Origin of the sequence: Streptomyces sp. NPDC001093, from assembly GCF_040298985.1 — a bacterium.
Taxonomy (GTDB): domain Bacteria; phylum Actinomycetota; class Actinomycetes; order Streptomycetales; family Streptomycetaceae; genus Streptomyces.
In genome coordinates, this window is record NZ_JBEPBF010000038.1 from 40,719 (window position 1) to 65,081 (window position 24,363).

The 24,363-nt window shown below is 70.5% G+C and carries 23 protein-coding genes; 13 read left to right on the top strand and 10 right to left on the bottom strand.

Annotated elements, in window-relative coordinates; genetic code table 11:
- Nucleotides 1-2: 2 nt before the first annotated feature.
- Nucleotides 3-920, bottom strand: a complete 918-nt coding sequence (locus ABT288_RS20545; protein WP_351609583.1) for an ACP S-malonyltransferase — start codon at nucleotides 918-920, stop codon at nucleotides 3-5.
- A gap of 89 nt (nucleotides 921-1,009) precedes the next feature.
- A complete protein-coding gene (locus tag ABT288_RS20550) occupies nucleotides 1,010-2,227 on the bottom strand; it encodes a PucR family transcriptional regulator (RefSeq protein ID WP_351609586.1) in 1,218 nt (405 codons plus the stop codon).
- A 97-nt stretch (nucleotides 2,228-2,324) separates the two neighbouring features.
- Here ABT288_RS20550 and ABT288_RS20555 point away from each other — a divergent pair, with 97 nt between their 5' ends.
- Nucleotides 2,325-2,984 (top strand): pirin family protein, encoded by a 660-nt coding sequence (locus ABT288_RS20555; protein ID WP_351609662.1) that lies wholly within the window; start codon nucleotides 2,325-2,327, stop codon nucleotides 2,982-2,984.
- A gap of 28 nt (nucleotides 2,985-3,012) precedes the next feature.
- Here ABT288_RS20555 and ABT288_RS20560 read toward each other — a convergent pair whose 3' ends face one another.
- Together ABT288_RS20560 and ABT288_RS20565 are read right to left on the bottom strand one after the other, a co-directional pair.
- Nucleotides 3,013-3,849, bottom strand: a complete 837-nt coding sequence (locus tag ABT288_RS20560; RefSeq protein ID WP_351609589.1) for a serine hydrolase domain-containing protein — start codon at nucleotides 3,847-3,849, stop codon at nucleotides 3,013-3,015.
- Between the two features lie 19 nt (nucleotides 3,850-3,868).
- Entirely contained in the window at nucleotides 3,869-4,345 is a 477-nt protein-coding gene (locus ABT288_RS20565) for a GNAT family N-acetyltransferase (protein WP_351609591.1), read from the bottom strand.
- A 97-nt stretch (nucleotides 4,346-4,442) separates the two neighbouring features.
- Here ABT288_RS20565 and ABT288_RS20570 point away from each other — a divergent pair, with 97 nt between their 5' ends.
- Both ABT288_RS20570 and ABT288_RS20575 read left to right on the top strand, forming a co-directional pair.
- Nucleotides 4,443-4,907, top strand: a complete 465-nt coding sequence (locus tag ABT288_RS20570; RefSeq protein WP_351609594.1) for a MerR family transcriptional regulator — start codon at nucleotides 4,443-4,445, stop codon at nucleotides 4,905-4,907.
- The gene (locus tag ABT288_RS20575; protein WP_351609597.1) at nucleotides 4,904-5,920 is read left to right on the top strand and encodes an aldo/keto reductase; all 1,017 of its coding nucleotides are present in this window, start codon (nucleotides 4,904-4,906) and stop codon (nucleotides 5,918-5,920) included. Before ABT288_RS20570 ends, ABT288_RS20575 begins: the two co-directional genes overlap by 4 nt.
- A 1-nt stretch (nucleotide 5,921) precedes the next feature.
- Here ABT288_RS20575 and ABT288_RS20580 read toward each other — a convergent pair whose 3' ends face one another.
- From ABT288_RS20580 to ABT288_RS20590, 3 genes are all read right to left on the bottom strand, one after another.
- Entirely contained in the window at nucleotides 5,922-6,767 is an 846-nt protein-coding gene (locus ABT288_RS20580) for a DUF4429 domain-containing protein (protein ID WP_351609600.1), read from the bottom strand.
- 66 nt (nucleotides 6,768-6,833) lie between these two features.
- Nucleotides 6,834-8,051: an alpha/beta hydrolase gene (locus tag ABT288_RS20585; protein WP_351609603.1), complete on the bottom strand. Its 1,218-nt coding sequence runs from the start codon at nucleotides 8,049-8,051 to the stop codon at nucleotides 6,834-6,836.
- A gap of 83 nt (nucleotides 8,052-8,134) precedes the next feature.
- Entirely contained in the window at nucleotides 8,135-8,770 is a 636-nt protein-coding gene (locus tag ABT288_RS20590; RefSeq protein WP_351609605.1) for a TetR family transcriptional regulator, read from the bottom strand.
- A gap of 66 nt (nucleotides 8,771-8,836) precedes the next feature.
- Here ABT288_RS20590 and ABT288_RS20595 point away from each other — a divergent pair, with 66 nt between their 5' ends.
- Entirely contained in the window at nucleotides 8,837-10,450 is a 1,614-nt protein-coding gene (locus ABT288_RS20595; protein ID WP_351609607.1) for an MFS transporter, read from the top strand.
- A gap of 523 nt (nucleotides 10,451-10,973) precedes the next feature.
- On the opposite strand, the gene aceE is transcribed toward ABT288_RS20595, so the two are convergent.
- The gene (gene aceE / locus ABT288_RS20600) at nucleotides 10,974-13,721 is read right to left on the bottom strand and encodes a pyruvate dehydrogenase (acetyl-transferring), homodimeric type (RefSeq protein ID WP_351609609.1); all 2,748 of its coding nucleotides are present in this window, start codon (nucleotides 13,719-13,721) and stop codon (nucleotides 10,974-10,976) included.
- Between the two features lie 433 nt (nucleotides 13,722-14,154).
- Here aceE and ABT288_RS20605 point away from each other — a divergent pair, with 433 nt between their 5' ends.
- The 6 genes from ABT288_RS20605 (at nucleotide 14,155) to ABT288_RS20630 (ending at nucleotide 18,773) form a co-directional block, all read left to right on the top strand.
- Nucleotides 14,155-14,592: a DUF3052 domain-containing protein gene (locus ABT288_RS20605; protein ID WP_351609612.1), complete on the top strand. Its 438-nt coding sequence runs from the start codon at nucleotides 14,155-14,157 to the stop codon at nucleotides 14,590-14,592.
- Between the two features lie 134 nt (nucleotides 14,593-14,726).
- A complete protein-coding gene (locus tag ABT288_RS20610; protein WP_351609614.1) occupies nucleotides 14,727-15,185 on the top strand; it encodes a peroxiredoxin in 459 nt (152 codons plus the stop codon).
- Between the two features lie 147 nt (nucleotides 15,186-15,332).
- Nucleotides 15,333-15,908: a TerD family protein gene (locus ABT288_RS20615; protein ID WP_023551098.1), complete on the top strand. Its 576-nt coding sequence runs from the start codon at nucleotides 15,333-15,335 to the stop codon at nucleotides 15,906-15,908.
- Between the two features lie 107 nt (nucleotides 15,909-16,015).
- Nucleotides 16,016-16,594, top strand: a complete 579-nt coding sequence (locus ABT288_RS20620; RefSeq protein ID WP_351609616.1) for a TerD family protein — start codon at nucleotides 16,016-16,018, stop codon at nucleotides 16,592-16,594.
- Nucleotides 16,595-16,747: 153 nt separating this feature from the next.
- Nucleotides 16,748-17,887, top strand: coding sequence for a DUF475 domain-containing protein (locus ABT288_RS20625; protein WP_351609618.1), 1,140 nt, complete (start codon nucleotides 16,748-16,750; stop codon nucleotides 17,885-17,887).
- Nucleotides 17,888-18,035: 148 nt separating this feature from the next.
- A complete protein-coding gene (locus ABT288_RS20630) occupies nucleotides 18,036-18,773 on the top strand; it encodes a TerD family protein (RefSeq protein ID WP_351609621.1) in 738 nt (245 codons plus the stop codon).
- 14 nt (nucleotides 18,774-18,787) lie between these two features.
- Here the strand turns inward: ABT288_RS20630 and ABT288_RS20635 are convergent, their stop codons facing one another.
- Complete coding sequence (locus ABT288_RS20635; RefSeq protein ID WP_351609624.1) at nucleotides 18,788-19,546, bottom strand: TerD family protein; 759 nt, start codon at nucleotides 19,544-19,546, stop codon at nucleotides 18,788-18,790.
- 187 nt (nucleotides 19,547-19,733) lie between these two features.
- Between ABT288_RS20635 and ABT288_RS20640 the strand changes: the two genes are divergently transcribed.
- The 3 genes from ABT288_RS20640 to ABT288_RS20650 are packed head-to-tail and all read left to right on the top strand — an operon-like array spanning nucleotide 19,734 to nucleotide 24,159.
- Entirely contained in the window at nucleotides 19,734-20,900 is a 1,167-nt protein-coding gene (locus tag ABT288_RS20640) for an HpcH/HpaI aldolase/citrate lyase family protein (RefSeq protein ID WP_351609627.1), read from the top strand.
- Nucleotides 20,897-23,335 carry a phosphoribosyltransferase gene (locus ABT288_RS20645; protein WP_351609629.1) on the top strand — a complete coding sequence of 813 codons (2,439 nt, stop codon included), beginning with the start codon at nucleotides 20,897-20,899 and terminating at the stop codon, nucleotides 23,333-23,335. The genes ABT288_RS20640 and ABT288_RS20645 overlap by 4 nt, the downstream gene beginning before the upstream one ends.
- A complete protein-coding gene (locus ABT288_RS20650; protein WP_351609632.1) occupies nucleotides 23,335-24,159 on the top strand; it encodes an HAD family hydrolase in 825 nt (274 codons plus the stop codon). The genes ABT288_RS20645 and ABT288_RS20650 overlap by 1 nt, the downstream gene beginning before the upstream one ends.
- Here the strand turns inward: ABT288_RS20650 and ABT288_RS20655 are convergent.
- Complete coding sequence (locus ABT288_RS20655) at nucleotides 24,156-24,362, bottom strand: FmdB family zinc ribbon protein (protein ID WP_351609634.1); 207 nt, start codon at nucleotides 24,360-24,362, stop codon at nucleotides 24,156-24,158. The genes ABT288_RS20650 and ABT288_RS20655 overlap by 4 nt on opposite strands.
- Nucleotide 24,363 lies beyond the last annotated feature (1 nt).

A 24,363-nucleotide genomic window follows, 5' to 3' on the forward strand; every position in this document is an offset into this window, starting at 1 on the left:
CCTTAGGCGCCGGCGTGCTCGGTGATGAGCGCGCGGGCCGCGTCGAGGTCGTCGGGGGTCTTCAGGGCCAGGGTCACGACGCCGGGCAGCGCCCGCTTGGCCAGTCCGGTCAGGGTGCCGCCCGGGCACACCTCGATGAGCGCGGTGACGCCCAGCTCCTTGAAGGTCTCCATGCACAGGTCCCAGCGCACGGGGTTGGCGACCTGGCCGACCAGCCGCTGAAGCACCTCGGCGCCGGTCGCGACGGCCCGCCCGTCCTTGTTGGAGACGTAGGCGACCTTCGGGTCGGCGGGCGTCAGCCGCGCGGCGGCCTTGGCCAGCGTCTCGACGGCGGGAGCCATGTGGCGCGTGTGGAAGGCGCCGGCGACCTTCAGCGGGACGACCTTGCGGACGCCCTCGGGCTTGTCCTCGGCCAGCGCGGCGAGCTGCTCCAGCGTGCCCGCGGCGACGATCTGACCCGCACCGTTGATGTTCGCCGGGGTCAGGCCCAGCTTCTCCAGGTGCGCGACGGAGGTCTCGGGGTCGCCGCCGAGCAGCGCCGACATGCCGGTCTCGGTGATCGCGGCGGCGTCGGCCATCGCCAGACCCCGCTCGCGGACCAGGCCGAGCGCGGCGGTGTCGTCCAGGACGCCCGCGAAGGCGGCGGCGGTGAACTCGCCCACGCTGTGACCGGCGACCGCGTCCGGGGCAGTGTCACCGAGTGCCGCGGCGGACAGGATGCCGGCGGCGACCAGCAGCGGCTGGGCCACCGCGGTGTCACGGATGGCGTCGGCGTCGGCCTGGGTGCCGTAGTGGGCCAGGTCCAGTCCGATGGCGTCCGACCAGGCGGCGACGCGGTCGGCGGCGCCGGGCAGTTCGAGCCAGGGAGTCAGGAAGCCGGGCGTCTGGGCGCCCTGGCCGGGAGCGACGAGTACGAGCACTCTCACACTCTCTCTTGGGGACGGCCGGAGCCGCCCGTGAGGACTGGGACGAAGAACACGAAGGGCTTTTGTGGGCCTCCGACAAAACCCTATGCCGGGAGCTCGCCGTCGACCAGACGCCCCAGGATGAGCGCGATCCGCAACGTGAACGCGGATCGTACATCCGATGGCGACCAACCGGTGACGTCAGTCACACGTCGGAGCCGGTAGCGCACGGTGTTCGGGTGAACGAAGAGCATCCGGGCCGCGCCCTCCAGGCTGCTCGCCTGCTCCAGATAGACGCTCAGAGTCTCCAGCAGCGCCGAACCGGCCTCTTCGAGAGGTCTGTAGATCTCCTCCACCAACTGCTCGCGGGCGCTCGGATCGCCCGCGATCGCGCGCTCCGGCAGCAGATCGTCCGCGAGCACCGGTCGCGGCGCGTCCTGCCAGGCGGAACACGCCTTCAGGCCCGCGGCGGCGGCCTGCGCGGACCGCGTGGCGGCCAGCAGATCGGGTACGACGGGCCCCGCGACCACCGGCCCGGCGGCAAAGGGCCCGATCAGCGACTTGGCGACGGCGAGCGGGTTGTCGCTGCCCCCGGCGATGACGACGAGCCGGTCCCCGAGAACCCCGGTGAGCACCTGGAGTTTGGCGTGCCGGGCGGCCCGCCGGATGGCCTCGACGGTCAGCTCGCTGTCTCCGTCGGGCGCGGTCCCGAGCACGACGCACACATGTTCCGGCGAGTTCCAGCCGAGCGCGGCGGCCCGGCTGACGGCGCCTTCGTCCGCCTCCCCGCTCAGCACGGCGTTGACGACCAGCGACTCCAGCCGCGCGTCCCAGGCACCGCGTGCCTCGGCGGCCTGCGCGTACACCTGCGCGGTGGCGAAGGCGATCTCCCGGGCGTACACGAGCAGCGCCTCCCGCAGCACGCTCTCGTCCCCGGGGGCCGCGACCTCGTCGATCGCGCTCTCCATGACCTCGATGGTGGTCCGCACCATCTCCACGGTCTGCCGCAGCGTGATGGCCCGGGTCAGCTCGCGCGGCGCGGTGCCGAAGACATCGGTCGAGATCGCCTGGGGGGCGTCCGGGTGCCGGAACCACTCGGTGAAGGCCGCGATGCCCGCCTGGGCCACGAGCCCGATCCAGGAACGGTTCTCCGGGGGCATGGCCCGATACCACGGCAGGGTCTCGTCCATCCTCGCGATGGCCTGCGCGGCGAGAGACCCGGAGGACTTCTCCAGCCGCCTAAGGGTCGCGGAGTGCGGATGGACGTCGCGTGCGTGGTGACCGGCGTGGGGCTCGTTGCTGCGGGATTCGGGTTCGGGCACGGGACAAGACTGCCTTATCCGGACGACGGGGTGCGCCGCTGGGTCGTCCTTGCCCGTACCGGAGGCCTGCCCGCGGGGGTCTACGGTGGTGCGCGTGATGGACGTACGGCGCGCCGACGAGCGCTACCCGGGGGGCGAGCCGGCGGCCGGGATCGAGTCCTGGCACGCCTTTTCCTTCGGCCCCCACTACGACCCCGACAACCTCCGCTTCGGCGCGGTCATCGCCTGCAACGAGGAGCGGCTCGCGCCCGGTGCCGGCTTCGGCGAACACCCGCACAGCCACACCGAGATCGTCACCTGGGTGATCGAGGGCGAGCTGACCCACCGCGACTCCACGGGCCACGAGACCCGGGTCCGGGCCGGTGACGTCCAGCACCTCAGCGCGGCCAGGGGCGTCCGCCACGTCGAACGCAACGACGGCACGGTCCCGCTGACCTTCCTGCAGATGTGGCTGGCGCCGCGGGAGCCCGGCGGGGACCCGTCGTACGAGATCGTCCCCGGCATAGCCGACGCCACCCCGTACGCCGTCCCGGCGGCGGGTGCGATGCTCCACGTACGCCGCCTGAGCGCGGGGGAGCGGACCGCCGTGCCGGACGCGGAGTACCTGTACGTCCATGTCGTGCGCGGCGAGGTGCGGCTGGCCGGCGAGACGCTCGGCCCGGGCGACGCGGCCCGGGTCACCGGTGCCCGGGGCCTGGAGGCGGTGGGGATGACACGGGCCGAGGTGCTGGTGTGGGAGCTGTCCGCCGCCCCATAGGCGGTGGCCGGCCTCCAACGGCCGGAGATCAGCCCACCCCGCGGGTCTCCCGCAGCACCGCGTCGGTGAACGCCGGCCACGCCTCGATCGCCCAGGGGCCGAACGCCCGGTCGGTCAGCGCGGCGCACGCCAGGCCCGCGTCCGGGTCGATCCACAGGAACGTACCCGACTGCCCGAAGTGACCGAAGGTACGCGGCGACGACGAACCGCCCGTCCAGTGGGGCGACTTGGAGTCACGGATCTCGAAGCCCAGCCCCCAGTCGTTCGGGTTCTGGTGGCCGTATCCCGGAAGCACCCCCTTCGTCCCGGGGTACTGCACGCTCATCGCCTCCGCGACCGTCCGTGGATCCAGCAGCCGCGGCGCCTGCACCTCCGCCGCGAACCGCAGCAGGTCGGCCACCGTGGACACGCCGTCCTTGGCCGGTGAGCCCTCCAGCGACGTCGACGTCATGCCCAGCGGCTCCAGCACCGCCTGCCGCAGATACTCGGCGAAGGGGATGTCCGTCGCCTTGGCGATGTGGTCCCCGAGCTGCTCGAACCCGGCGTTGGAGTAGAGCCGGCGCTCACCGGGCGGCGCCATCACCCTGTGCTCGTCGAAGGCCAGCCCGGAGGTGTGCGCGAGGAGGTGGCGGACGGTCGAGCCGGGCGGCCCGGCCGGCTCGTCCAGCTCGATCGCGCCCTCCTCGTACGCGACCAGCGCCGCGTACGAGGCCAGCGGCTTGGTGACCGAGGCGAGCGGAAAGCGGTGCCCGACGGGACCGTGCGTCCCGAGGACGGTCCCGTCGGCCCGTACGACACCCGCCGCCGCGGTGGGCACGGGCCACTTCTCGATCGACGCGGTGCTCGTCAAGCTGTTCAACGACATGCAGCCGAGCCTATGCGGCTCACAGCAGCAGCCGCATCGACGGGTCCGGATCCCGGGTGAAGCCCAGCGAGGCGTACAGCGGCTCGGCCTCGGCAGAGGCGTTCAGCAGCACCTGACCCGCGCCACGCTCCCGGAACCAGGCCAGCAGCTCCTCCATGCACGCGCGCGCGTACCCGCGCCGCCGGGCGTCCGGGTCGGTCGCGACGCTGAAGACGTACCCCACCCGCCCGTGCGGATTGCCGGCCTTCCCGATGCGGTACTCCAGCGTTCCGACCGCCAGCGCGGCCAGCGCCCCCGGCCGGTCCGGGTGGTCCACGACGAAGGCGGCGAAGTCGCCGTCCGGCTCGGCCAGGCGCTCCCGCAGTCCCGGCAGCGACTCGGCGTGCCAGTCCGTCGGCCCGCCGCCTCCCGCGCTCCCCAGGGAGTCGATCATCACCTGACGCAGACGCAGCACTTCCATGGCATCCTCGGGCAGCGCCCGGCGTACGAGACTCATGCGCCACACGCTAGCCAGCAGCCCCAGCCCGCGTCCCGCGCATTTCTTACCGAACCAGCTTGCTTGGAGTGCACTCCAAGGCCATAGCGTGGGGGCCATGACGGTGATGCAGACCACGCCAGCGGACACCGCACCGACGACCCCCGCCGACATCTGCTCCGCCCCGCCCAGGCGCCATCCACGCCCCGACGGCCAGGACCGCTACACGATCAGCGAGGTCGTCGCGTTCACCGGCCTGACCGCGCACACCCTGCGGTGGTACGAGCGGATCGGCCTGATGCCGCACGTCGACCGCTCGCACACCGGTCAGCGGCGCTACAGCAACCGCGACCTGGACTGGCTGGACTTCGTGACCAAGCTGCGGCTGACCGGCATGCCGGTGGCCGACATGGTCCGGTACGCGGAACTGGTCCGGGAGGGCGAGAGCACCTACGGGGAACGCCGGGAGCTGCTGGAGTCGACCCGCCGGGACGTCCTGAACAGGATCGCCGAGCTGCGGGACACGCTCGCCGTACTCGACCGCAAGATCAGCTTCTACGCGTCGGAGGGGACCACGCGATGACCGACACGAGGATTCCGACGGTACGGCTCGGCGAGGGCGGGCCGGAGGTCGGCGTTCAGGGCCTCGGCTGCATGGGCATGAGCTTCGCGTACGGCCCCACGGACGCCGGCCAGGCGCGCGCCGCGCTGGAGCGGGCGCTGGAGCTGGGCGTGACGCTGTACGACACGGCGGACGCCTACGGCGCCGGCGAGAACGAGCGGTTCCTGTCCCCGTTCTTCACGGCGCACCGGGACGAGGTGGTCATCGCCACCAAGTTCGCCCTGTCGATCCCGCAGGACGACCCGACCAAGCGGATCATCCGCAACGACGCCCCGTACATCCGCCAGGCCGTCGAGGCGAGCCTCGAGCGGCTCGGCGTCGACGTGATCGACCTGTACTACATGCACCGCCGCGACGTGAACGTCCCCATCGAGGAGACGGTCGGCACGATGGCGGAGCTGGTCCGCGAGGGCAAGGTCAAGCACCTCGGGCTGAGCGAGGTCACCGCCGACGAGCTGCGCGCCGCGCACGCCGTGCACCCGATCGCGGCCGTGCAGTCGGAGTGGTCCCTGTTCAGCCGGGACATCGAGGCGAAGGTCGTACCGGCCGCGCGTGACCTGGGCGTCGGTCTGGTGCCGTACTCGCCGCTCGGCCGCGGCTTCCTCACCGGCTCCTTCACCCACGCCGAACGGGAGCTCACGGCCGACGACTTCCGCCGTCAGCAGCCCCGCTTCACCGGCGCCAACGCGGCCGCCAACGCGGCCCTCCTGGAGCCGATCCGCGCCATCGCCGAGGCCCACGACGCCACCCTCGGCCAGATCGCCCTGGCCTGGGTGCAGCAGCGGGCGGTGATCGACGCCCTGCCGGTGGTCCCCATCCCGGGCACCCGCAAGCCGGGCCGGGTGGAGGAGAACGTGGCGGCGACGGCGATCGTCCTGACCGACGAGGAACTGTCCCGGCTGGAGCCCATCGCGGGCAAGGTGGCGGGCGCCCGCTACGCGGACATGGCGTTCACCTCCGCGGGCCGCGAGTAGCTCAGAGTTCCGCCAGCAACTCGGCCTTCTTGGAGGAGAACTCCTCGTCGGTGACCAACCCGGCCTGGTGCAACTCCCCCAGATGCCGGATCCGTTCGGCGATGTCGGCGGGGTCGCGCCGGGACCGGGCCGGTACCACGGGTACCGGCCCCCGCGTGCGTACGGCGGCGAGGACGGCCGCGGCGAACGGCAGCGACTCGTGCACCGGCCCGTACCCCAGCCCGAAGACAAGGGCCGCCGGATCCTGATCGGGCTGCACGGCGGCCGGCTCGGCCGAGCGGCGGACCAGTCGCAGGTGTCCCTCGAACACCTCCGGCGACCGCCACTCCACCCCGCTCAGCTCCGTGACCGGAAAGCTCTGGTCGCCCGCCTTCCACTTGGCCGAGGACGCGCCCGTCCAGGACCAGCGGAACTGCACGGCCGTACCGTCGAAGCTCGCCTTCCCGTCGTACGCCTTGAACGACAGGGGCGCCTCGGGCGCCGTCACCAGAGGGCGGTCGGCGGGCCCGGAATCGGTCAACCGCCCCTTCAGTTCGTCGGCGTAGTACTCGGCGAGGGTCTCCCGCTCGGCCGGCAGCACCAGCCGGTACGGATCGGAGCCCTCCTTCAGCTGCCCGGCCGCCGCCTCCATCAGCGGATCGGCGCCGGCACGCGGCAGCAGCCGCAGCACGACGGTGCCGCGCTTGCCCGGGGAGAGCGTCACGCCCTCGACCGCGGACAGCGGGACCCGCCGTTCGCCAAGTGCCTGGAACAGCTTCGGTGTCCGGATCCCCCGTTCGTAACGGATGAGCACGGAGTCGGACTCGAACTCCCAGACGGCATGAAAACCCGCCAGTACGTCACCCATGTGGCTCATCGTATGCGGCACGTGCCCCTCCGTCGCCACCCGCGCAGACCGCACTTCCTGCTGTTTCTACGCGCGTCCGGCCGGGGTAGTGCCGGACACACCGGCCCGGCACAGGTCGTCCTCGCGTGCGCACGACACCTCGTCGTAGGCCCCGACGGCCACGTCGGCGAGGTTGCGCAGACTTTCCGTGCCCGGCTGGAAATAGCCGGCGTGGCCCTGCGCGTCCCCGGCGGACAGCACGCGCGCGCCGAATGCCGGGGACACCGGATCGGCGCCGTGCCCGAGGCCGCCGAGCTCCAGATACGGCACGTCCTGGATCCAGTCGCTGGAGTCCCGCATGGCCCACACCCGGGCCTTGGTGTCCAGGTGGGAGGCGCTGGAGACGCGCATGCCGGGGCTCGCGGCCACCGCTATGTCGGTCACCCGGCGCGGCATGGCGTGCGCGGCCACCCCGCAGACCACGGAGCCGTAGCTGTGACAGACCGTCGTCACCGGAGCGCGCCCGGGCAGGCCGCCCAGCAGCGCGTTCAGCCGTACGGCGCCCTCCTCGGCGCGCAGCCCGGTGGCCGCGTCCACACCGAGCCCGTCGGGGGCGGTGTAGTCGGCCCAGGCGATCACGGCCGTACGGGTCGCGGGGCTCTGTGCGCGCTCCGCCGCGTACAGCGCCTTGGCCATGCCGACCGGGGCGGTGTACTCGCGGTTGGTCCTCTGGAAGGTGAGCAGATCGGTGTCCACGCCGGGGACGACGACCGTGATCCGCTGCGCCGTGTCCAGGTTCCCGAACACCTCCGCGATACGGCCCGAGCCCTCGGGGTCGAAGGCCAGGATCTGCCGGCCGGGGCTCGTCAGGTCCTCGTAGCGGTGCATACGACGGACCGCGTCCTGCTGTCCGGCCGCGCTGAGCCGGCTGTCGTGCATGCGCTTCTTCTCGACCCTGCGCTGCTGCTCCAGCGCGATGTGGTTGGCGCGGTAGCGCAAGGCGACGGGGGCGCCGTTCATGTTGCCGACCGCGAGCGGGTAGCGGCGGGCGACACGGCTCTGGTCCTCGGGGGAGAGGGACGCGAAGAAACGGCCGAGCAGGGACGGCGCGGCCTGGGGGTCCGGCAGACGGAGACCGTGGATGCTGCCGTGCTCCCACTTGGCGAGCGAGGCCTGCAGTGCGGTCGACTCCCTGTGGGTGTGCAGAGCGGTCCAGCCGGTGGTCGCGAGCATCACGAACACGACGGCCAGCGCCAGCAGGGCGCGCCAGGCGTTCAGTTGCGGGGAGGTGTCGAAGGAAGTCACTGGGAGGACACACTAGGAGAACGGGAGGGTCTCGGGGTAACCGAGTGACAGGTATCACGTTTCGCGAAGCGTCGAACGCGCAGTCAACGATCTCGGTTTGAGCGCCAGTTCCCGAAAAGTGCCGAACCCACCTGATCGAGGTAGGACGCGGTGAGTTGACGGATCGCCACCAGACTGAAGTCGTCGCCCGTGCACCACTGCCGTTCGGTGACCCTTATCACTCCGCCGAACACGGCCACGGCCAGCCGCGGTCGCGGGTCGGCGTCCACGTCCACGCCCTCGCGCTCGGCCAGCAGGCGCGCGATCGTCTCCTCCGTGGCCGCCGAGCGGCGCAGATGGGCGGCGAGCAGCGCGGGCGTCGACTCGATCGTCCGGTACATGCGCAGATACAGCTCGACCGGGACGGCCGACTCGACGGTCTCCCGGATCCCGTCCCAGCCCTCCAGGACCGCCTGCCGGAGGGCCTCCAGCGGCGCCTCGTGCGGCGGACGCGCGCGTACGGCCTCGACGAAGCGCGCCTCCGTCATCTCCTGGACGGCGAAGGCCGCGTCCTCCTTGCCGGCGAAGTAACGGAAGAAGGTGCGCTGCGAGACGTCGACGGCCTCGGCGATCTCGTCGACGGTCGTGTGCTCGTAGCCCTGGGTGGTGAAGAGCTCCAGGGCGGCCCGCAGCAGTGCTTCCCGGGTGCGCTGTTTCTTCCGTTCGCGCAGTGTTTCCATAGGTGTCAGTAACTGACTGATGAAACGGTTTGTCAATTGTCAGTGGCTGTCACTAGCCTCGAACGCATGACTAGTCAGACCACCATCGACGCGACGGGGCCGGGGGACGCGGCACCCCCGCTCGAGTCGCCTCCGGCCGCGGGGCTGCGCGGCCATCCCTGGCTCACCCTCATCACCGTCGCCGTGGGCGTCATGATGGTGGCCCTCGACGGCACGATCGTGGCGATCGCCAACCCGACCATCAAGGAAGACCTGGGCGCGACCTTCGCCGATGTCCAGTGGATCACCAATGGCTACTTCCTCGCCCTCGCGGTCACCTTGATCACCGCGGGCAAGCTCGGTGACCGCTTCGGCCACCGGCAGACCTTCCTCATCGGCGTGACGGGTTTCGCCGCCGCGTCCGGCGCCATCGGCCTGTCCCACAGCATCGCCGCGGTCGTCACCTTCCGCGTCCTCCAGGGCCTGTTCGGCGCGCTGCTGATGCCGGCCGCGCTCGGCCTGCTGCGGGCCACCTTCCCGGCCGAGAAGCTCAACATGGCCATCGGCATCTGGGGCATGGTGATCGGCGCGTCCACCGCGGGCGGCCCGATCCTCGGCGGCGTCCTCGTCGAGCACGTCAACTGGCAGTCGGTGTTCTTCATCAACGTGCCGGTCGGCGCGCTCGCCCTGGTCCTGGGTGTGCTGATCCTGCGCGACCACCGCGCGCAGAACGCGCCGCGCTCCTTCGACGTCCTCGGCATCGCGCTGCTGTCCGGCGCGATGTTCTGCCTGGTCTGGGCCCTGATCAAGGCACCGACCTGGGGCTGGGGCGACGGTAGGACGTGGCTGTTCATCGGCGCGTCCGTGGTGCTCTTCGCCGCGTTCTCCTTCTGGGAGACGAGGGTCGCAGAGCCCCTGATCCCGCTGGGCCTCTTCCGCTCGATACCGCTGTCGGCGGGCGTGGTCCTCATGGTCCTCATGGCCATCGCGTTCATGGGCGGGCTCTTCTTCGTCACGTTCTACCTCCAGAACGTTCACGGCATGAGCCCCATCGACGCCGGTCTGCACCTGCTGCCGCTCACCGGCATGATGATCGTCGGTTCACCGCTCGCCGGTGCCGCGATCACCAAGCTCGGCCCGCGCATCCCGCTGGCCGGCGGCATGGCCGCGACCGCGATCGCCATGTACGGCATGTCGACGCTCAAGGCCGGCACCGGCAGCGGTGTGATGTCGGTCTGGTTCGCGCTGCTCGGCCTCGGCCTCGCGCCGGTCATGGTCGGCGCGACGGAGGTCATCGTCGGCAACGCCCCGATGGAACTCTCGGGCGTGGCGGGCGGCCTCCAGCAGGCGGCCATGCAGATCGGCGGCAGCCTCGGTACGGCCGTGCTGGGTGCCGTGATGGCCTCCAAGGTGGACAGCGACCTGCCGGGCAACTGGACCGGCGCCGGCCTGCCGCAGCTGACTCCCGGTCAGCTGGGCAAGGCCTCGGAGGCGGTTCAGGTGGGCGTCGCCCCGGTGCCGAAGGGTGTGCCGGCGCAGGTCGCCGCGAAGATCACCGAGGTCGCCCACCACACCTTCATCTCCGGCATGAGCCTCGCCTCCCTGGTCGCCGCGGGCGTGGCGGCGGTCGCCGTGCTCGTCGCGCTGCTCACCAAGCGGGGCGCGAACGCGGAGGCGGGCGCGGGCGTGGGCCACATCTGAGTGCCTCTGCCCGGGCTCCGACAGGGCGTCTTCCGGGCAGAGTTCCCCTATCAGGGTGACTCCGCTAAAGATCGCTCGCACCGGGCGCGCGCCGCAGGTCACAGTGGGTCAAGTCCTCCGCAGGGCCATGGGAGGACCGCCGGGCTGTGGCGCGCGCTGCGGAGGGGGCTGCGCGCGCCAGCGCCTGCGGCGCTTTGGCCATGCGGCAACTGGGGTGGGATTTCTCGCCGTTGCCGGGGTGCGGGTCCGCCGTGGCTGGTCGCGCAGTTCCCCGCGCCCCTTACGGGGCACTCCCCGCAGTCGTCATCGTCGTGAACGACGACCACACCGCGTCACCCGGCGTCCGGATGTGCGACATAGACCGTGAGACGGCGAACGCGCCCCGAGGGGCGCGGGGAACTGCGCGAACAGCCCCCACGCGCCCGCACCCGGCATCGAACACGCAGGCCCTCCCCGGTTGCCGCCCGGTCAAAGCCGAGCGATGGGGGTGCCCCCGCTCGAGCGCAGCCGAGAGTGGGGGAGGCTACGCGTCGCCGCCCGCCGCCCCCGGATGCGCCGCCGACACGTCCAGCAGCTGGTACCGGTCGATGGCCTGCTTCAGCACCGAGCGGTCCACCTTGCCCTCGCGGGCCAGCTCGGTCAGCACCGTGACGACGATCGACTGGGCGTCGATGTGGAAGTAGCGCCGCGCCGCGCCCCGGGTGTCGGCGAAGCCGAAGCCGTCCGCGCCCAGCGACTGGTACGTGCCCGGCACCCACCGCGCGATCTGGTCCGGAACCGATCGCATCCAGTCGGACACGGCCACGAACGGACCCTCGGCACCGCTGAGCTTCCGCGTCACATACGGCACCCGCTGCTCCTCCTCCGGGTGCAGCAGGTTGTGCTCCTCGCACGCCACCGCCTCGCGGCGCAGCTCGTTCCAGGAGGTGGCCGACCAGACGTCGGCGCGCACGTTCCAGTCCTCGGCGAGGATCCGCTGGGCCTCCAGCGCCCAGGGGACCGCCACGCCGGACGCCATGATCTGCGCCGGGAGCGAGCCGCCCGTGCCCTCGCTGAGCTTGTGGACGCCCTTGAGGATGCCCTCGACGTCCACGTTCGCCGGCTCGGCCGGGTGCTGGATGGGCTCGTTGTAGACGGTCAGGTAGTAGAAGACGTCCTCGCCGTGCGGGTGCTCGGCGTCGCCGCCGTACATCCGGCGCAGGCCGTCCTGGACGATGTGCGCGATCTCGTAGGCGTACGCCGGGTCGTAGGCCACGCACGCGGGGTTGGTCGAGGCGAGCAGCTGCGAGTGACCGTCCGCGTGCTGCAGACCCTCACCGGTCAGGGTCGTACGGCCGGCGGTCGCGCCGAGTACGAATCCGCGTGCCAGCTGGTCGGCCATCTGCCAGAACTGGTCGCCGGTGCGCTGGAAACCGAACATCGAGTAGAAGACGTAGACCGGGATCAGCGGCTCGCCGTGTGTGGCGTAGGCCGAGCCCGCCGCGATCAGGGAGGCCGTGCAGCCCGCCTCGGAGATGCCGTCGTGCAGCATCTGGCCGGTCGGCGACTCCTTGTAGGCGAGCAGCAGCTCCCGGTCCACCGACTCGTACTGCTGGCCCAGCGGGTTGTAGATCTTCGCGCTCGGGAAGAAGGAGTCCATGCCGAACGTGCGGTACTCGTCCGGGGCGATCAGCACGAACCGCCGGCCGATCTCCTTGTCCCGCATGAGGTCCTTGAGGAGTCGCACGAAGGCCATCGTCGTGGCGATGGACTGCTGGCCCGTGCCCTTCTTCACCGTCGCGTACGCCTTGTCGTCCGGCAGCGCGAGCGGCTTGGAGCGCACGACGCGCGTCGGGACGTACCCACCGCACTGCCGGCGCATGTCGTGCATGTACTGGATCTCGTCCGTGTTCCGGCCCGGGTGGTAGTACGGCGGCAGGCCGGACTCCAGCTCCTTGTCGGAGATCGGCAGGTGCAGCCGGTCCCGGAAGCGCTTGAGGTCGTCGACCGTCAGCTTCTTCATCTGGTGCGTGGCGTTGCGGCCCTCGAAGTTCGGTCCCAGCGTCCAGCCCTTGACCGTCTTGGCCAGGATGACCGTCGGCTGGCCCTTGTGCTCCAGAGCCGCCTTGTACGCCGCGTAGATCTTCCGGTGGTCGTGACCGCCGCGGCCCAGCATCAGGATCTGGTGGTCGGTCATGTTCTCGACCATCGCGCGCAGCCGCTGGTCGTCGCCGAAGAAGTGCTCGCGGATGTACGCGCCCGACTCGGTGGCGTAGGTCTGGAACTGCCCGTCCGGGGTCGTGTTCATCTTGTTGACCAGGACGCCGTCGCGGTCCTGCGCGAGCAGGGGGTCCCACGAGCGGTCCCAGATCAGTTTGATCACGTTCCAGCCGGCGCCCCGGAAGATCGACTCCAGCTCCTGGATGATCTTGCCGTTGCCGCGCACCGGACCGTCGAGCCGCTGCAGGTTGCAGTTGACGACGAAGGTCAGGTTGTCCAGGCCCTCCCGGGCCGCGATGGACAGCTGGCCGAGCGACTCCGGCTCGTCCATCTCGCCGTCGCCGAGGAACGCCCACACGTGCGACCTGGAGGTGTCCGCGATCCCGCGCGCCTCCATGTAGCGGTTCATCCGCGCCTGGTAGATCGCGGCGAGCGGGCCGAGGCCCATGGAGACGGTCGGGAACTCCCAGAAGTCCGGCATCGAGCGCGGGTGCGGGTAGCTGGACAGGCCGTTCGGGTACTTCGACTTCTCCTGGCGGAAGCCGTCCAGCTGGTTCCCTGCGAGCCGGTCGAGCAGGTACGCGCGCGCGTAGATGCCAGGGGAGGCGTGGCCCTGGAAGAAGACCTGGTCGCCGCCGTCGCCCTCGTCCTTGCCGCGGAAGAAGTGGTTGAAGCCGACGTCGTACAGCGAGGCCGAGGAGGCGAAGGTGGCGATGTGGCCGCCGACGCCGATGCCGGGGCGCTGGGCGCGCGAGACCATCACGGCCGCGTTCCAGCGGGTCGCGTTGAGGATCTTGCGCTCGATCTCCTCGTTGCCCGGGAAGAACGGCTCGTCCTTGGTGGCGATCGTGTTGACGTAGTCCGTGCTGCGCATCTCGGGCACGGCCACGCGCCGCTCGCGGGCCCGCTCGATCAGCCGGAGCATGAGGTAGCGGGCCCTCTCCCGGCCGCGCTCGTCCACGGCGGCGTCGAGGGAGTCGAGCCACTCCTGGGTTTCTTCGGGATCGAAGTCAGGAACCTGACTCGGAAGGCCGCCAATGATGATCGGATTGCGATCGGATCCGGAAGCCACGCTGTTCCTTACCTGTCAGAGGGCCGATACCTGTCAGAGGGCCGATTTTCCGCACCGGGATACACCGTTCCCCATCGTGTACCTCGGGACCGCGTACGTCATCTCCTCGGTGTCTCTCGGTGCCTCCATCGGTCAAAACGCAACGATACGCCCGGGGTGTGACGTGCTTGGCAAAGGTGTTCGAGGGGCGGATCGCCGGATGATTCTGAGATGATTTCGAACGGCGCAAACCGGGCACATCGGTGTGATGTGGGTCACGCGGAATCGGGATACGGTGCCAGGAGTTGCGGCGACACGGCCGGGATCGTCACCGTTTCGGCGGTCCAGACGGCCGGGTACTTGCGCGATCCGCCCCGCCCGTGTGGACTACGGCCAATGCTTCGCGCACGCGCGTGGCTGAGATATTCATCAAGACATGATCAGGAGGCAACCCGTGAGCGCGACCGCGGACCACGCGGAGGAGCGGACGAACCCTGCCGCCAGGCTGGGGTTCCAGCCCGGGCAGGTGGTCCAGGAGATCGGCTACGACGACGACGTCGATCAGGAGCTTCGCGAGGCCATCGAGGAAATCGTCGAAGGCGACCTGATGGACGAGGACTACGACGACGTGGCCGACGCCGTTGTGCTGTGGTTCCGTGACGACGACGGCGACCTGACGGATGCGCTGGTGGACGCCACCACGTACATCGAAGAGGGCGGCGCGATCCTGCTCCTGACGCCGAAGACCGGCCGTTCGGGGTACGTGGAGCCGAGCGACATCCAGGACGCCGCCACGACGGCCGGTCTGACGGCGTCGAAGAGCGTCAGTGTGGGCAAGGACTGGAGCGGAAGCCGGCTGGCCACTCCGAAGGCGGCCAAGTCCAAGAGGTGATCTCCTCTCCCACCGCCGGACGGGCTGGAATTCGCCCCAGCCCGTCCGGAAGCCCCCGGTGATCCCTGCGTAGGGTGGACCCGAGCGTTCTGCTGTGCGCTCACCCGAACAGCCCACCGAAGGGATGCACGACGATGGCGATCCAGGTCGGCGACAAGGCGCCCGACTTCGAGCTCAAGGACAACCACGGCCGCAGCGTGAAGCTCTCGGACTTCCGCGGCGAGAAGAACGTGGTCCTGCTCTTCTACCCCTTCGCCTTCACCGGCGTCTGCACCGGCGAGCTGTGCGAGCTGCGCGACAACCTGCCGAAGTTCGCGGACCGCGACACCCAGCTGCTCGCCGTCTCCAACGACTCCATGCACACCCTGCGCGTCTTCGCCGAGCAGGAGGGCCTGGAATACCCGCTGCTCAGCGACTTCTGGCCGCACGGCAACGTCTCGCGCGCGTACGGCGTCTTCGACGAGGACAAGGGATGCGCCGTCCGGGGCACCTTCGTCATCGACAAGGAGGGCGTCGTGCGGTGGACCGTGGTCAACGGCCTGCCGGACGCGCGCGACCTGAACGACTACGTGAGGGCGCTCGACACCCTGTAGGCCCTGTAGGCCGACCGTGGCCGACACCTGTGATTCTCCGGGTCCAGGGTCTGCGGGGGGCGGGAACCCGTCACTAGGATCGGAACGTTGATCCCATATCCGAAGCACGACGGGGCTCCCCGCCCCTGGACACCACATGGAGGACTCGTGGGAGTCAGCCTCAGCAAGGGCGGCAACGTATCGCTGACGAAGGAGGCCCCGGGTCTGACCGCGGTCCTCGTCGGCCTGGGCTGGGACGCCCGCACCACGACCGGCAGTGACTTCGACCTCGACGCCAGCGCGCTGCTGCTGAACAACTCCGGCAAGGTCGCGAGCGACCAGCATTTCGTCTTCTTCAACAACCTCAAGAGCCCCGAGGGCTCGGTCGAGCACACCGGAGACAACCTCACCGGTGAGGGCGAGGGCGACGACGAGGTGATCAAGGTCAACCTCGCCGGAGTCCCGGCCGACATCGAGAAGATCGTCTTCCCGGTGTCGATCTACGACGCCGAGAACCGCCAGCAGTCCTTCGGCCAGGTCCGCAACGCCTACATCCGCGTGGTGAACCAGGCCGGCGGCCAGGAGATCGCCCGCTACGACCTGAGCGAGGACGCCTCCACCGAGACCGCCATGGTCTTCGGCGAGCTGTACCGGCACGGGGCGGAGTGGAAGTTCCGCGCCATCGGCCAGGGCTACGCCTCGGGCCTGCGCGGCATCGCGCAGGACTTCGGCGTCAACGTCTGATCCCGGCAGGGTTACGACACCTGCACCGTCCGGCGCCGCACCGTTTACGGGCGGCGCCGGACGCGCAGGACAACCAGGGAAAGCACCACTAGGGGAGGACCACCATCATGGGCGTCACGCTCGCCAAGGGAGGCAATGTCTCCCTCTCCAAAGCCGCACCGAACCTCACCAACGTCATGATCGGGCTCGGCTGGGACGCGCGTTCCACCACGGGCGCCCCCTTCGACCTGGACGCCAGCGCACTGCTGTGCGGCGCCGGCAACCGCGTCCTGGGCGACGAGTGGTTCGTCTTCTACAACCAGCTCAAGAGCCCCGACGGCTCGGTGGAGCACACCGGTGACAACCTCACCGGTGAGGGCGAGGGCGACGACGAGTCGATCCTGATCGACCTCGGCAAGGTGCCGGCGCACTGCGAGAAGATCGTCTTCCCGGTCTCGATCCACATGGCCGACGAGCGCGGCCAGACTTTCGGCCAGGTCTCCAACGCCTTCATCCGGGTGGTCAACCAGGCCGACGGCCAGGAACTCGCCCGCTACGACCTCAGCGAGGACGCCTCCACCGAGACCGCCATGATCTTCGGCGAGCTGTACCGCTACCAGGGCGAATGGAAGTTCCGCGCCGTCGGCCAGGGGTACGCCTCGGGCCTGCGCGGCATCGCCCTCGACTTCGGGGTGAACGTCTCGTAGCCGAGCACCCTCCCAGGGTTCGTGCTGTGGCTTTTCGGTGAGAGTTGCCCTCGGCGGTACCGCCGGTAGGGTGCACCTCTAGACTCGGGGTCAACGTTTAGCAAAGCCGAGTACGGCGCGGGGGAGCCCCGTACACACACGATTGGGTAGCCAGTGCTTCTGAAAACCTTCGGCTGGTCGTTCGCGATCACCGCGCTCGGCCTGGTCGCCGCGGTCTTCTACGGGGGGTGGGAGGCCTTCGGCGTGGTGGCGATCCTCGCCGTCCTCGAGATCTCGCTGTCCTTCGACAACGCGGTGGTCAACGCCGGCATCCTGAAGAAGATGAACGCCTTCTGGCAGAAGATCTTCCTCACGGTCGGCGTTCTCATCGCGGTGTTCGGCATGCGGCTGGTCTTCCCCGTCGTGATCGTCGCCATGACCGCCAAGCTCAACCCCTACGACGCGGTCCACCTGGCCCTCACCGACAAGGACCGCTACCAGCAGCTGGTCACCGACGCCCACCCGGCGATCGCCGCGTTCGGCGGGATGTTCCTGCTGATGATCTTCCTGGACTTCATCTTCGAGGACCGGGACATCCAGTGGCTGCAGTGGCTGGAGCGGCCGCTGGCCAAGCTCGGCAAGGTCGACATGCTGGCGGTCTGCATCGCCCTGATCGTCCTGCTGATCACCTCCTTCACCTTCGCCACCCACGCCCACCAGCACGGCGGCGCCCATGTCGACAAGGCTCAGACCGTCCTGATCGCCGGCATCGCCGGCCTGATCACCTACATGATCGTCGGCGGTCTGTCGGGCTACTTCGAGGACCGGCTCGAGGAAGAGGAGGAGCGCGAGCACGAGGAGGAGGAAGAGGCCGCCCGCACCGGCAAGAAGAAGTCGGCGGTGCTGCTGGCCGGCCAGGCAGCGTTCTTCATGTTCCTCTACCTGGAGGTCCTGGACGCGTCCTTCTCCTTCGACGGCGTGATCGGCGCCTTCGCCATCACCAACGACATCGTGATGATGGCCCTCGGCCTCGGCATCGGCGCCATGTACGTCCGCTCCCTCACGGTCTACCTGGTCCGCCAGGGCACCCTCGACGACTACGTCTACCTGGAGCACGGCGCCCACTACGCCATCGGCGCCCTGGCCGTGATCCTCATGGTCACCATCCAGTACGAGATCAACGAGGTCATCACCGGACTCGTCGGCGTCATCCTGATCGCCCTGTCCTTCTGGTCCTCCGTCCGCCGCAACCGCGCACTGGCGGCCGAGGGCGAGGGCACCGACGAGAAGGCCGAGGTCTCCTCGGGGGTGTGAGCCGGATCCCCTACGGGGCAGATCCGGGGTGTGACGGGGTGTGACACCCCGCCCGGTGAGGAACGCTCTGAATCGGGGCGGCCGACGCGGTCGGCCGCCCCGAAGGCGTAGTGATGGTGAACGAGTACGTGACCACCTGGGGGCGGGAATGGGTTTCTTCGACGGGCTGCGGGGCACCAGCGCCGCCGACTTCGACGCGGGCAACGCCTCGACGAACTCCATCGAACTGAGCAGGCGGCACCAGACGGTGTCCCTCACCAAGCAGGACGCGGCCACCGGCCACCTGCGCATCAACCTCACCTGGCGGATGCGCACCTCCGACTTCGACAGCAACCAGCGCACCAGCCTCTTCCGGCACCCCTTCAAGGCCCTCAGGCCACCGGAGGTCCTCGGCCACGGCCAGAGCATGGTCAACGTCGACCTGGACCTGGGCTGCCTGTACGAACTGACGGACGGCACCAAGGGCGTCGTCCAGCCGCTCGGCAACTACCTCGGAGACGTCAACGCACCGCCGTACATCAAGCTCAGCGGCGACGACCGGTTCGGCTCGGCGTCCGGCGAGACGATGTACATCAACCTCGACCACCGCGACGCCATCAAGCGTCTGCTGGTCTTCGTCTACATCTACGACCAGACCCCGGCCTTCGACCGCACCCACGCCATCGTCACCCTCTACCCCAGCAACGGCCCCCGCATCGAGATAGGCCTCGACGAACGCCATCCCCAGGCCCGCTCCTGCGCGGTGGTGATGATCGAGAACGTCAAGGGCGAACTGGTCGTCCGCCGCGAGGTGAAGTTCGTGTACGGCTTCCAGGGGGAGCTGGACCGGTTGTACGGGTGGGGACTGCAGTGGGGCAGGGGCTACAAGACGAAGGTGGAACGGTGAGCCGGTAGGCACACTCACCGTCCGACGAACTGCGGCCCCTGCGGCGGCAGCCGGAAGTTCGGATCCACCGGCCCCGCGGCCACCGGCACCGGCACCGGCTGAGGGTATCCGTACGCCGGCGGAGCCGACACCGGCTGCGGATAGCCGTATGCGGGCGGCTGCTGCGGCACGGCGGACGTCGGCTGCTCGGGCGGGAGCGGCTGGGACGGCGTCGGCTCCTCCTCCGCCTCCGACTCGTCCACCGAGATACCGAAGTCCGTGGCGAGCCCCTTCAGCCCGTTCGAATACCCCTCGCCCAGCGCGCGGAACTTCCAGCCCTCCCCGCGCCGGTACAGCTCGCCGCAGATCAGCGCCGTCTCCGCACCCGTCTCCGGCCTGATCTCGAACCGGGCCAGCGGCTCGGCGTCGGCGACCGCGGCGTCGTGCAGCAGGATGCACAGCGCCGGAACCCGGTCGAAGGTGAGCCCGTCCGCGGACGCCACCAGCAGGATGCGGCCGACGTCCGGCTCGACGCCGAGCAGGTCCGTCTGGATCGTGTCGGTCAGCCCCTCGGCGACGCGCTTCTTGCCCAGCCGCCACACCTTTCCGGAGGGGTGCCGGGGCTGGTTGTAGAAGACGAAGTCCTCGTCGGAGCGCACACGGCCGTCGGGGCCCAGCAGCAGCGCCGACGCGTCCACGTCCGGGACCCCCTGCCCGGGCGCCCAGCGCAGCACGGCGCGGACCGTCTCGGCTTCCAGCGGGACGTTCGACCCCTTCAGCATCGCGTGCGTCATGCGGTCATCCTGCCTTCTCGGTCCTGGCCACGACAATGCGGGGGGTAGTGTCCCAGTGCGCCGCCGACATGGGCGAGTTACCAGAAATTCATGCCCTCAGGGAACCCCTGACATGGATCCCTACGTACTATTACCGGCCACCCTTTACCTAACACGGAGACTCCGGCTCGCGCCCTGGGGGAGTTCTATGCGTCATTTCGGGCACATCGCCCCCGAGGTGCGGCAGCGCCTCTTCCACCGGGAGCCGTGCGCGTTCACCGCCGACTCTCCGGCCCGGCTGCTCGCCGCCGCCCTCGGCGCCACCCTGTACAGCCCGGCCACCCGGCCGCGGCTCGCCGACGACATCGTCAAGCAGGCCGGGAACGGCGTGATCTCGATGGTGCTGTGCCTGGAGGACTCGATCGACGACGCGGACGTCGTGTCCGGCGAGGAGAACCTCGTCCGGCAGTTCGCCGACCTGGCCGCCCGGCCCGGCGCCGAGCCGCCGCTGCTCTTCATCCGGGTACGCACCCCCGAGCAGATACCCGACCTGGTACGGCGTCTCGGCCCGTCCGTGCGGCTGCTGTCCGGCTTCGTGCTGCCGAAGTTCACCGAGGAGCGCGGCATTCCCTTCCTGGAGGCCCTGACGGCCGCCGAGGCCGAGAGCGGGCGCCGGCTGTTCGCCATGCCCGTCCTGGAGTCCCCGGAGCTGCTCTACCGGGAGTCCCGCGTGGACACCCTGGAGGGCATCGCCCGCGCGGTCGACAAGTACCGCGACCGGGTGCTGGCGCTGCGCCTCGGCGTGACCGACTTCTGCTCCTCCTACGGCCTGCGCCGCGCCCCCGACATGACCGCGTACGACGTGCAGGTCGTCGCCTCGGTGATCGCCGACGTCGTGAACATGCTGGGCCGGGCCGACGGCACCGGATTCACCGTGACCGGGCCCGTGTGGGAGTACTTCCGGGTCTCCGAGCGCATGTTCAAGCCGCAGCTGAGACAGAGCCCCTTCCTGGAGGTGCAGGCCGTCGAGCTGCGCGAGAGGCTGATCGAGCACGCCATGGACGGACTGCTGCGGGAGATCTCCCTCGACCAGGCCAACGGCCTGCTCGGCAAGACCTGCATCCACCCCTCCCACGTGCTGCCCGTCCACGCGCTGTCCGTGGTCAGCCACGAGGAGTACAGCGACGCCCAGGACATCCTGCGGCCGGAACGCGGCGGCGGGGGTGTACTCCGGTCGGCCTATACGAACAAGATGAACGAGGTGAAGCCGCACCGCGCCTGGGCCGAGCGGACCCTGCTCCGTGCCGAGGTCTTCGGCGTCGCCCATGAGGACGTCGGCTTCGTGGAGCTGCTCGCCGCGGGAATGAACGCATGAGGAACGCAGTGAACGACGGGGTCTGGTCCGGCAGCTGGGTCGCCGAGCGGCTCGGGGTCGAACTCGTGGGGGACGACGGCCTGCGGAGCCTGCTCGGGCTCGCCCTGCGGCGCAATCCCAAGCGGGCCCATCTGCTGGTGTCGAACGTGCTCGGCAAGCATGTTCCGCAGTCGCCGACGGTGGTGTACGAGTACGGCCACCGCCTGGGCCGACGCGTCCATGAGCTGCTCGGTGAGGCCGAGGCCGCCGGTGCCGTGGTCCTGGGTTACGCGGAGACGGCGACCGGGCTGGGCCACGCGGTCGCCGACGGGCTCGGTGCGGCGCCGTATCTGCACTCCACCCGTCGGCCGGTGCCGGGGGTCGCCCGTGCGGGCGGCTTCGAGGAGAGCCACTCGCACGCCACCTCCCATCTGCTGCTCCCCGAGGACCCCGGCCTGCTGACCGGAGATGGTCCGCTGGTCCTGGTCGACGACGAGTTCTCCACCGGGAACACGGTCCTGAACACCATCCGTGAGCTGCACGGACGCTGTCCGCGCAAGCGTTACGTGGTGGTCGCCCTGGTCGACATGCGCTCGCCCGAGGACGCCGACCGGATGGATCGATTCGCCGCCGGGATCGGCGCCCGGGTGGACCTGATCGCCGCTGCCTCCGGGACCGTACGGCTGCCGGAGGGCGTGCTGGACAAGGGGCAGCGGCTGGTCGCCGAGCATGACCGGCGGCACGCCCCGCCCGAGCCGTCGTACGGCCGTGTCACCCGCGTGGAGCTCCACTGGCCCCCCGGCCTCCCCGACGGCGGCCGGCACGGCTTCACGCCCGCTCACCGTGCCCGCCTCGAAGCCGCCCTGCCCGCCATGGCCGCCCGAACAGGCGACGCCCTCCCCGCCGGCGCCCGGCGCGTCCTGGTCCTCGGCTTCGAGGAGCTGATGTACGCCCCCCTGCGCCTCGCACGCGAACTGGAGCGGGTCACGGACGCCGAGGTGCGGTTCTCCACCACCACCCGCTCGCCCGTCCTCGCGCTGGACGACCCGGGGTACGCGATCCGTACCCGCCTGGTCTTCCCCGCCCACGACGACCCGGCCGACGGCCCCGGCGACCGCTACGCCTACAACGTCGCAGGCGGCGGCTTCGACGCCGTCGTGGCCGTGGTCGACTCCGTCGCCGACACCCCCGCCCTGCACGCCCCCGACGGCCTGCTGGCCCGCCTCGCCGCCCACACCCCGCACGTCCTGCTCGCGGTCGTCCCCTCGTACGTCCCGCACGCTCCCGAAAGGCCGGCCATGCTGCCCGAGCCCCTCCGTGGCCCCGCATTCTCCAGCTACGCGCCCGAGGAGGTCGGCTGGCTGCTCCAGGACCTCTCCGACGTCACGCTGGAGGCGCCGACCGAGGAGCGCGAGGAGGCCATCCAGAGCGGCGGCGCGCACTACGCCGAGTCGCTGCCGGTGGAGTACCAGCCCAGCGAGCAGTACCAGCAGCTGTTCCACGCGGCCCTCGACGTCTCCGCCGCCCGGATCGCCCAGGCGGTCGGCGTGGTGACCGAGGCTGTCATCGCCGAGCGGTCGCCACGCCCGGTGCTGGTCTCGCTCGCCCGGGCGGGCACGCCGGTCGGCATCCTGATGCGCCGCTGGGCCCGGTTCCGGCACGGCCTCGACCTGCCGCACTACGCGGTGTCGATCGTGCGCGGCCGCGGCATCGACGCCAACGCGCTGCGCTGGCTCGCCGCCCACCACGACCCGCGGGACGTGGTGTTCGTCGACGGCTGGACCGGCAAGGGCGCCATCACCCGCGAACTCGCCCAGGCCGTCGAGGAGTTCGAGGCGAAGGAGGGCATCACCGGCTTCGACCCGGAGATCGCCGTACTCGCCGACCCGGGCTCCTGCGTGCGCACCTACGGCACCCGCGAGGACTTCCTCATACCCTCCGCCTGCCTCAACTCGACCGTCTCCGGCCTGATCTCCCGTACGGTGCTCCGCGCGGACCTGGTCGGTCCGGACGACTTCCACGGCGCGAAGTTCTACCGCGAACTCGCCGGCGCCGACGTCTCCGTGGCCTTCCTCGACGCCGTCTCCGCCCGCTTCCCGGAGGTCGCCGACAGCGTCGGCACCGCGGTCAAGGAGCTGATGGCCGAGGACCGCGCCCCGACCTGGGCCGGCTGGCGGGCCGTGGAGCGGATCAGCGAGGAGTACGGCATCCACGACGTGAACCTCGTCAAGCCCGGCGTCGGCGAGACCACCCGGGTGCTGCTGCGCCGGGTGCCCTGGAAGATCCTGGCCCGCGCAGGGGCCGGCGCCGACCTCGACCACGTGCGCCTGCTCGCCGCGCAGAGGGGCGTCCCCGTCGAGGAGGTCGGCGAACTGCCGTACACCTGCGTCGGGTTGATCCACCCCAAGTACACGCGCGGTGCCACGGGCGCCGACGGCAGGGCGGTGAACGTCTGATGCCGGTGCTGGTGGCGAGCGACCTCGACCGCACGCTGATCTACTCCTCGGCGGCCCTCGCGCTGACCATGCCGGACGCGCGGGCGCCCCGGCTGCTGTGCGTGGAGGTGCACGAGGCCAAGCCGCTCTCCTACATGACCGAGACGGCGGCCCAGCTGCTGACCGACCTCGGCGACACGGCCGTCTTCGTGCCGACGACGACCCGGACGCGCAAGCAGTACCAGCGGATCAACCTGCCCGGGCCGCCCCCGAAGTACGCGATCTGCGCCAACGGCGGCCATCTGCTGGTCGACGGCGTGACGGACACCGACTGGCACGCCGGTGTCCTCGCCCGCCTCGCCGACGAGTGCGCGCCGCTGGCCGAGGTCCAGGACCATCTGCTGCGCTCGGCCGACCCGGCCTGGGTGCGCAAGCACCGCGTCGCCGAGGACCTGTTCGCCTACCTCGTCGTCGAGCGCGAGCTGCTGCCCGAGGACTGGGTGAAGGAGCTGGCGGTGTGGGCGGAGAACCGCGGCTGGACCGTCTCGCTCCAGGGCCGCAAGGTCTACGCCGTCCCCAAGCCGCTCACCAAGAGCGCGGCCGTCCGTGAGATCGCCCGCCGCGCCGGCGCGGAGCTGACACTCGCGGCGGGTGACTCCCTCCTGGACGCCGACCTCCTGCTCGCCGCCGACCGAGGCTGGCGCCCCGGTCACGGCGAACTGGCGGACGCGGGCTGGGCCGCACCACAGGTCGTGGCACTTCCGGAGCGGGGGATCCTGGCAGGGGAGCGGATCGTACGGGAGTTCCTGAAGGCGAGCCGCACCGCACCCCCGACGGGCGCCTAACCGCAGCACCCTCCGCCACAACAGCCGCCGCCCCCACCCGGCGCCGGAGCAGCCGCCGTGCCGCCCACCGCGACGGTGGACAGCAACTTGACCGTGTCGTCATGCCCCGCGGGGCATGACGCGGGGGCGGCGGACTCGGCCATGGGACGGCTCAGTTCGAAGGTGTCACCGCAGGTGCGGCACCGGTACTCGTAGCGAGGCATG

Excerpts from the sequence above, each read along its gene's own strand:
- ABT288_RS20555 (WP_351609662.1), top strand. The coding sequence starts at position 2,325 with ATGGACGTACGGCGCGCCGACGAGCGCTACCCGGGGGGCGAGCCGGCG.
- ABT288_RS20560 (WP_351609589.1), bottom strand. The coding sequence starts at position 3,849 with ATGTCGTTGAACAGCTTGACGAGCACCGCGTCGATCGAGAAGTGGCCC.
- ABT288_RS20565 (WP_351609591.1), bottom strand. The coding sequence starts at position 4,345 with ATGAGTCTCGTACGCCGGGCGCTGCCCGAGGATGCCATGGAAGTGCTG.
- ABT288_RS20570 (WP_351609594.1), top strand. The coding sequence starts at position 4,443 with ATGACGGTGATGCAGACCACGCCAGCGGACACCGCACCGACGACCCCC.
- ABT288_RS20575 (WP_351609597.1), top strand. The coding sequence starts at position 4,904 with ATGACCGACACGAGGATTCCGACGGTACGGCTCGGCGAGGGCGGGCCG.
- ABT288_RS20580 (WP_351609600.1), bottom strand. The coding sequence starts at position 6,767 with ATGGGTGACGTACTGGCGGGTTTTCATGCCGTCTGGGAGTTCGAGTCC.
- ABT288_RS20590 (WP_351609605.1), bottom strand. The coding sequence starts at position 8,770 with ATGGAAACACTGCGCGAACGGAAGAAACAGCGCACCCGGGAAGCACTG.
- ABT288_RS20595 (WP_351609607.1), top strand. The coding sequence starts at position 8,837 with ATGACTAGTCAGACCACCATCGACGCGACGGGGCCGGGGGACGCGGCA.
- ABT288_RS20610 (WP_351609614.1), top strand. The coding sequence starts at position 14,727 with ATGGCGATCCAGGTCGGCGACAAGGCGCCCGACTTCGAGCTCAAGGAC.
- ABT288_RS20620 (WP_351609616.1), top strand. The coding sequence starts at position 16,016 with ATGGGCGTCACGCTCGCCAAGGGAGGCAATGTCTCCCTCTCCAAAGCC.
- ABT288_RS20630 (WP_351609621.1), top strand. The coding sequence starts at position 18,036 with ATGGGTTTCTTCGACGGGCTGCGGGGCACCAGCGCCGCCGACTTCGAC.
- ABT288_RS20635 (WP_351609624.1), bottom strand. The coding sequence starts at position 19,546 with ATGACGCACGCGATGCTGAAGGGGTCGAACGTCCCGCTGGAAGCCGAG.
- ABT288_RS20640 (WP_351609627.1), top strand. The coding sequence starts at position 19,734 with ATGCGTCATTTCGGGCACATCGCCCCCGAGGTGCGGCAGCGCCTCTTC.
- ABT288_RS20645 (WP_351609629.1), top strand. The coding sequence starts at position 20,897 with ATGAGGAACGCAGTGAACGACGGGGTCTGGTCCGGCAGCTGGGTCGCC.
- ABT288_RS20650 (WP_351609632.1), top strand. The coding sequence starts at position 23,335 with ATGCCGGTGCTGGTGGCGAGCGACCTCGACCGCACGCTGATCTACTCC.
- ABT288_RS20655 (WP_351609634.1), bottom strand. The coding sequence starts at position 24,362 with ATGCCTCGCTACGAGTACCGGTGCCGCACCTGCGGTGACACCTTCGAA.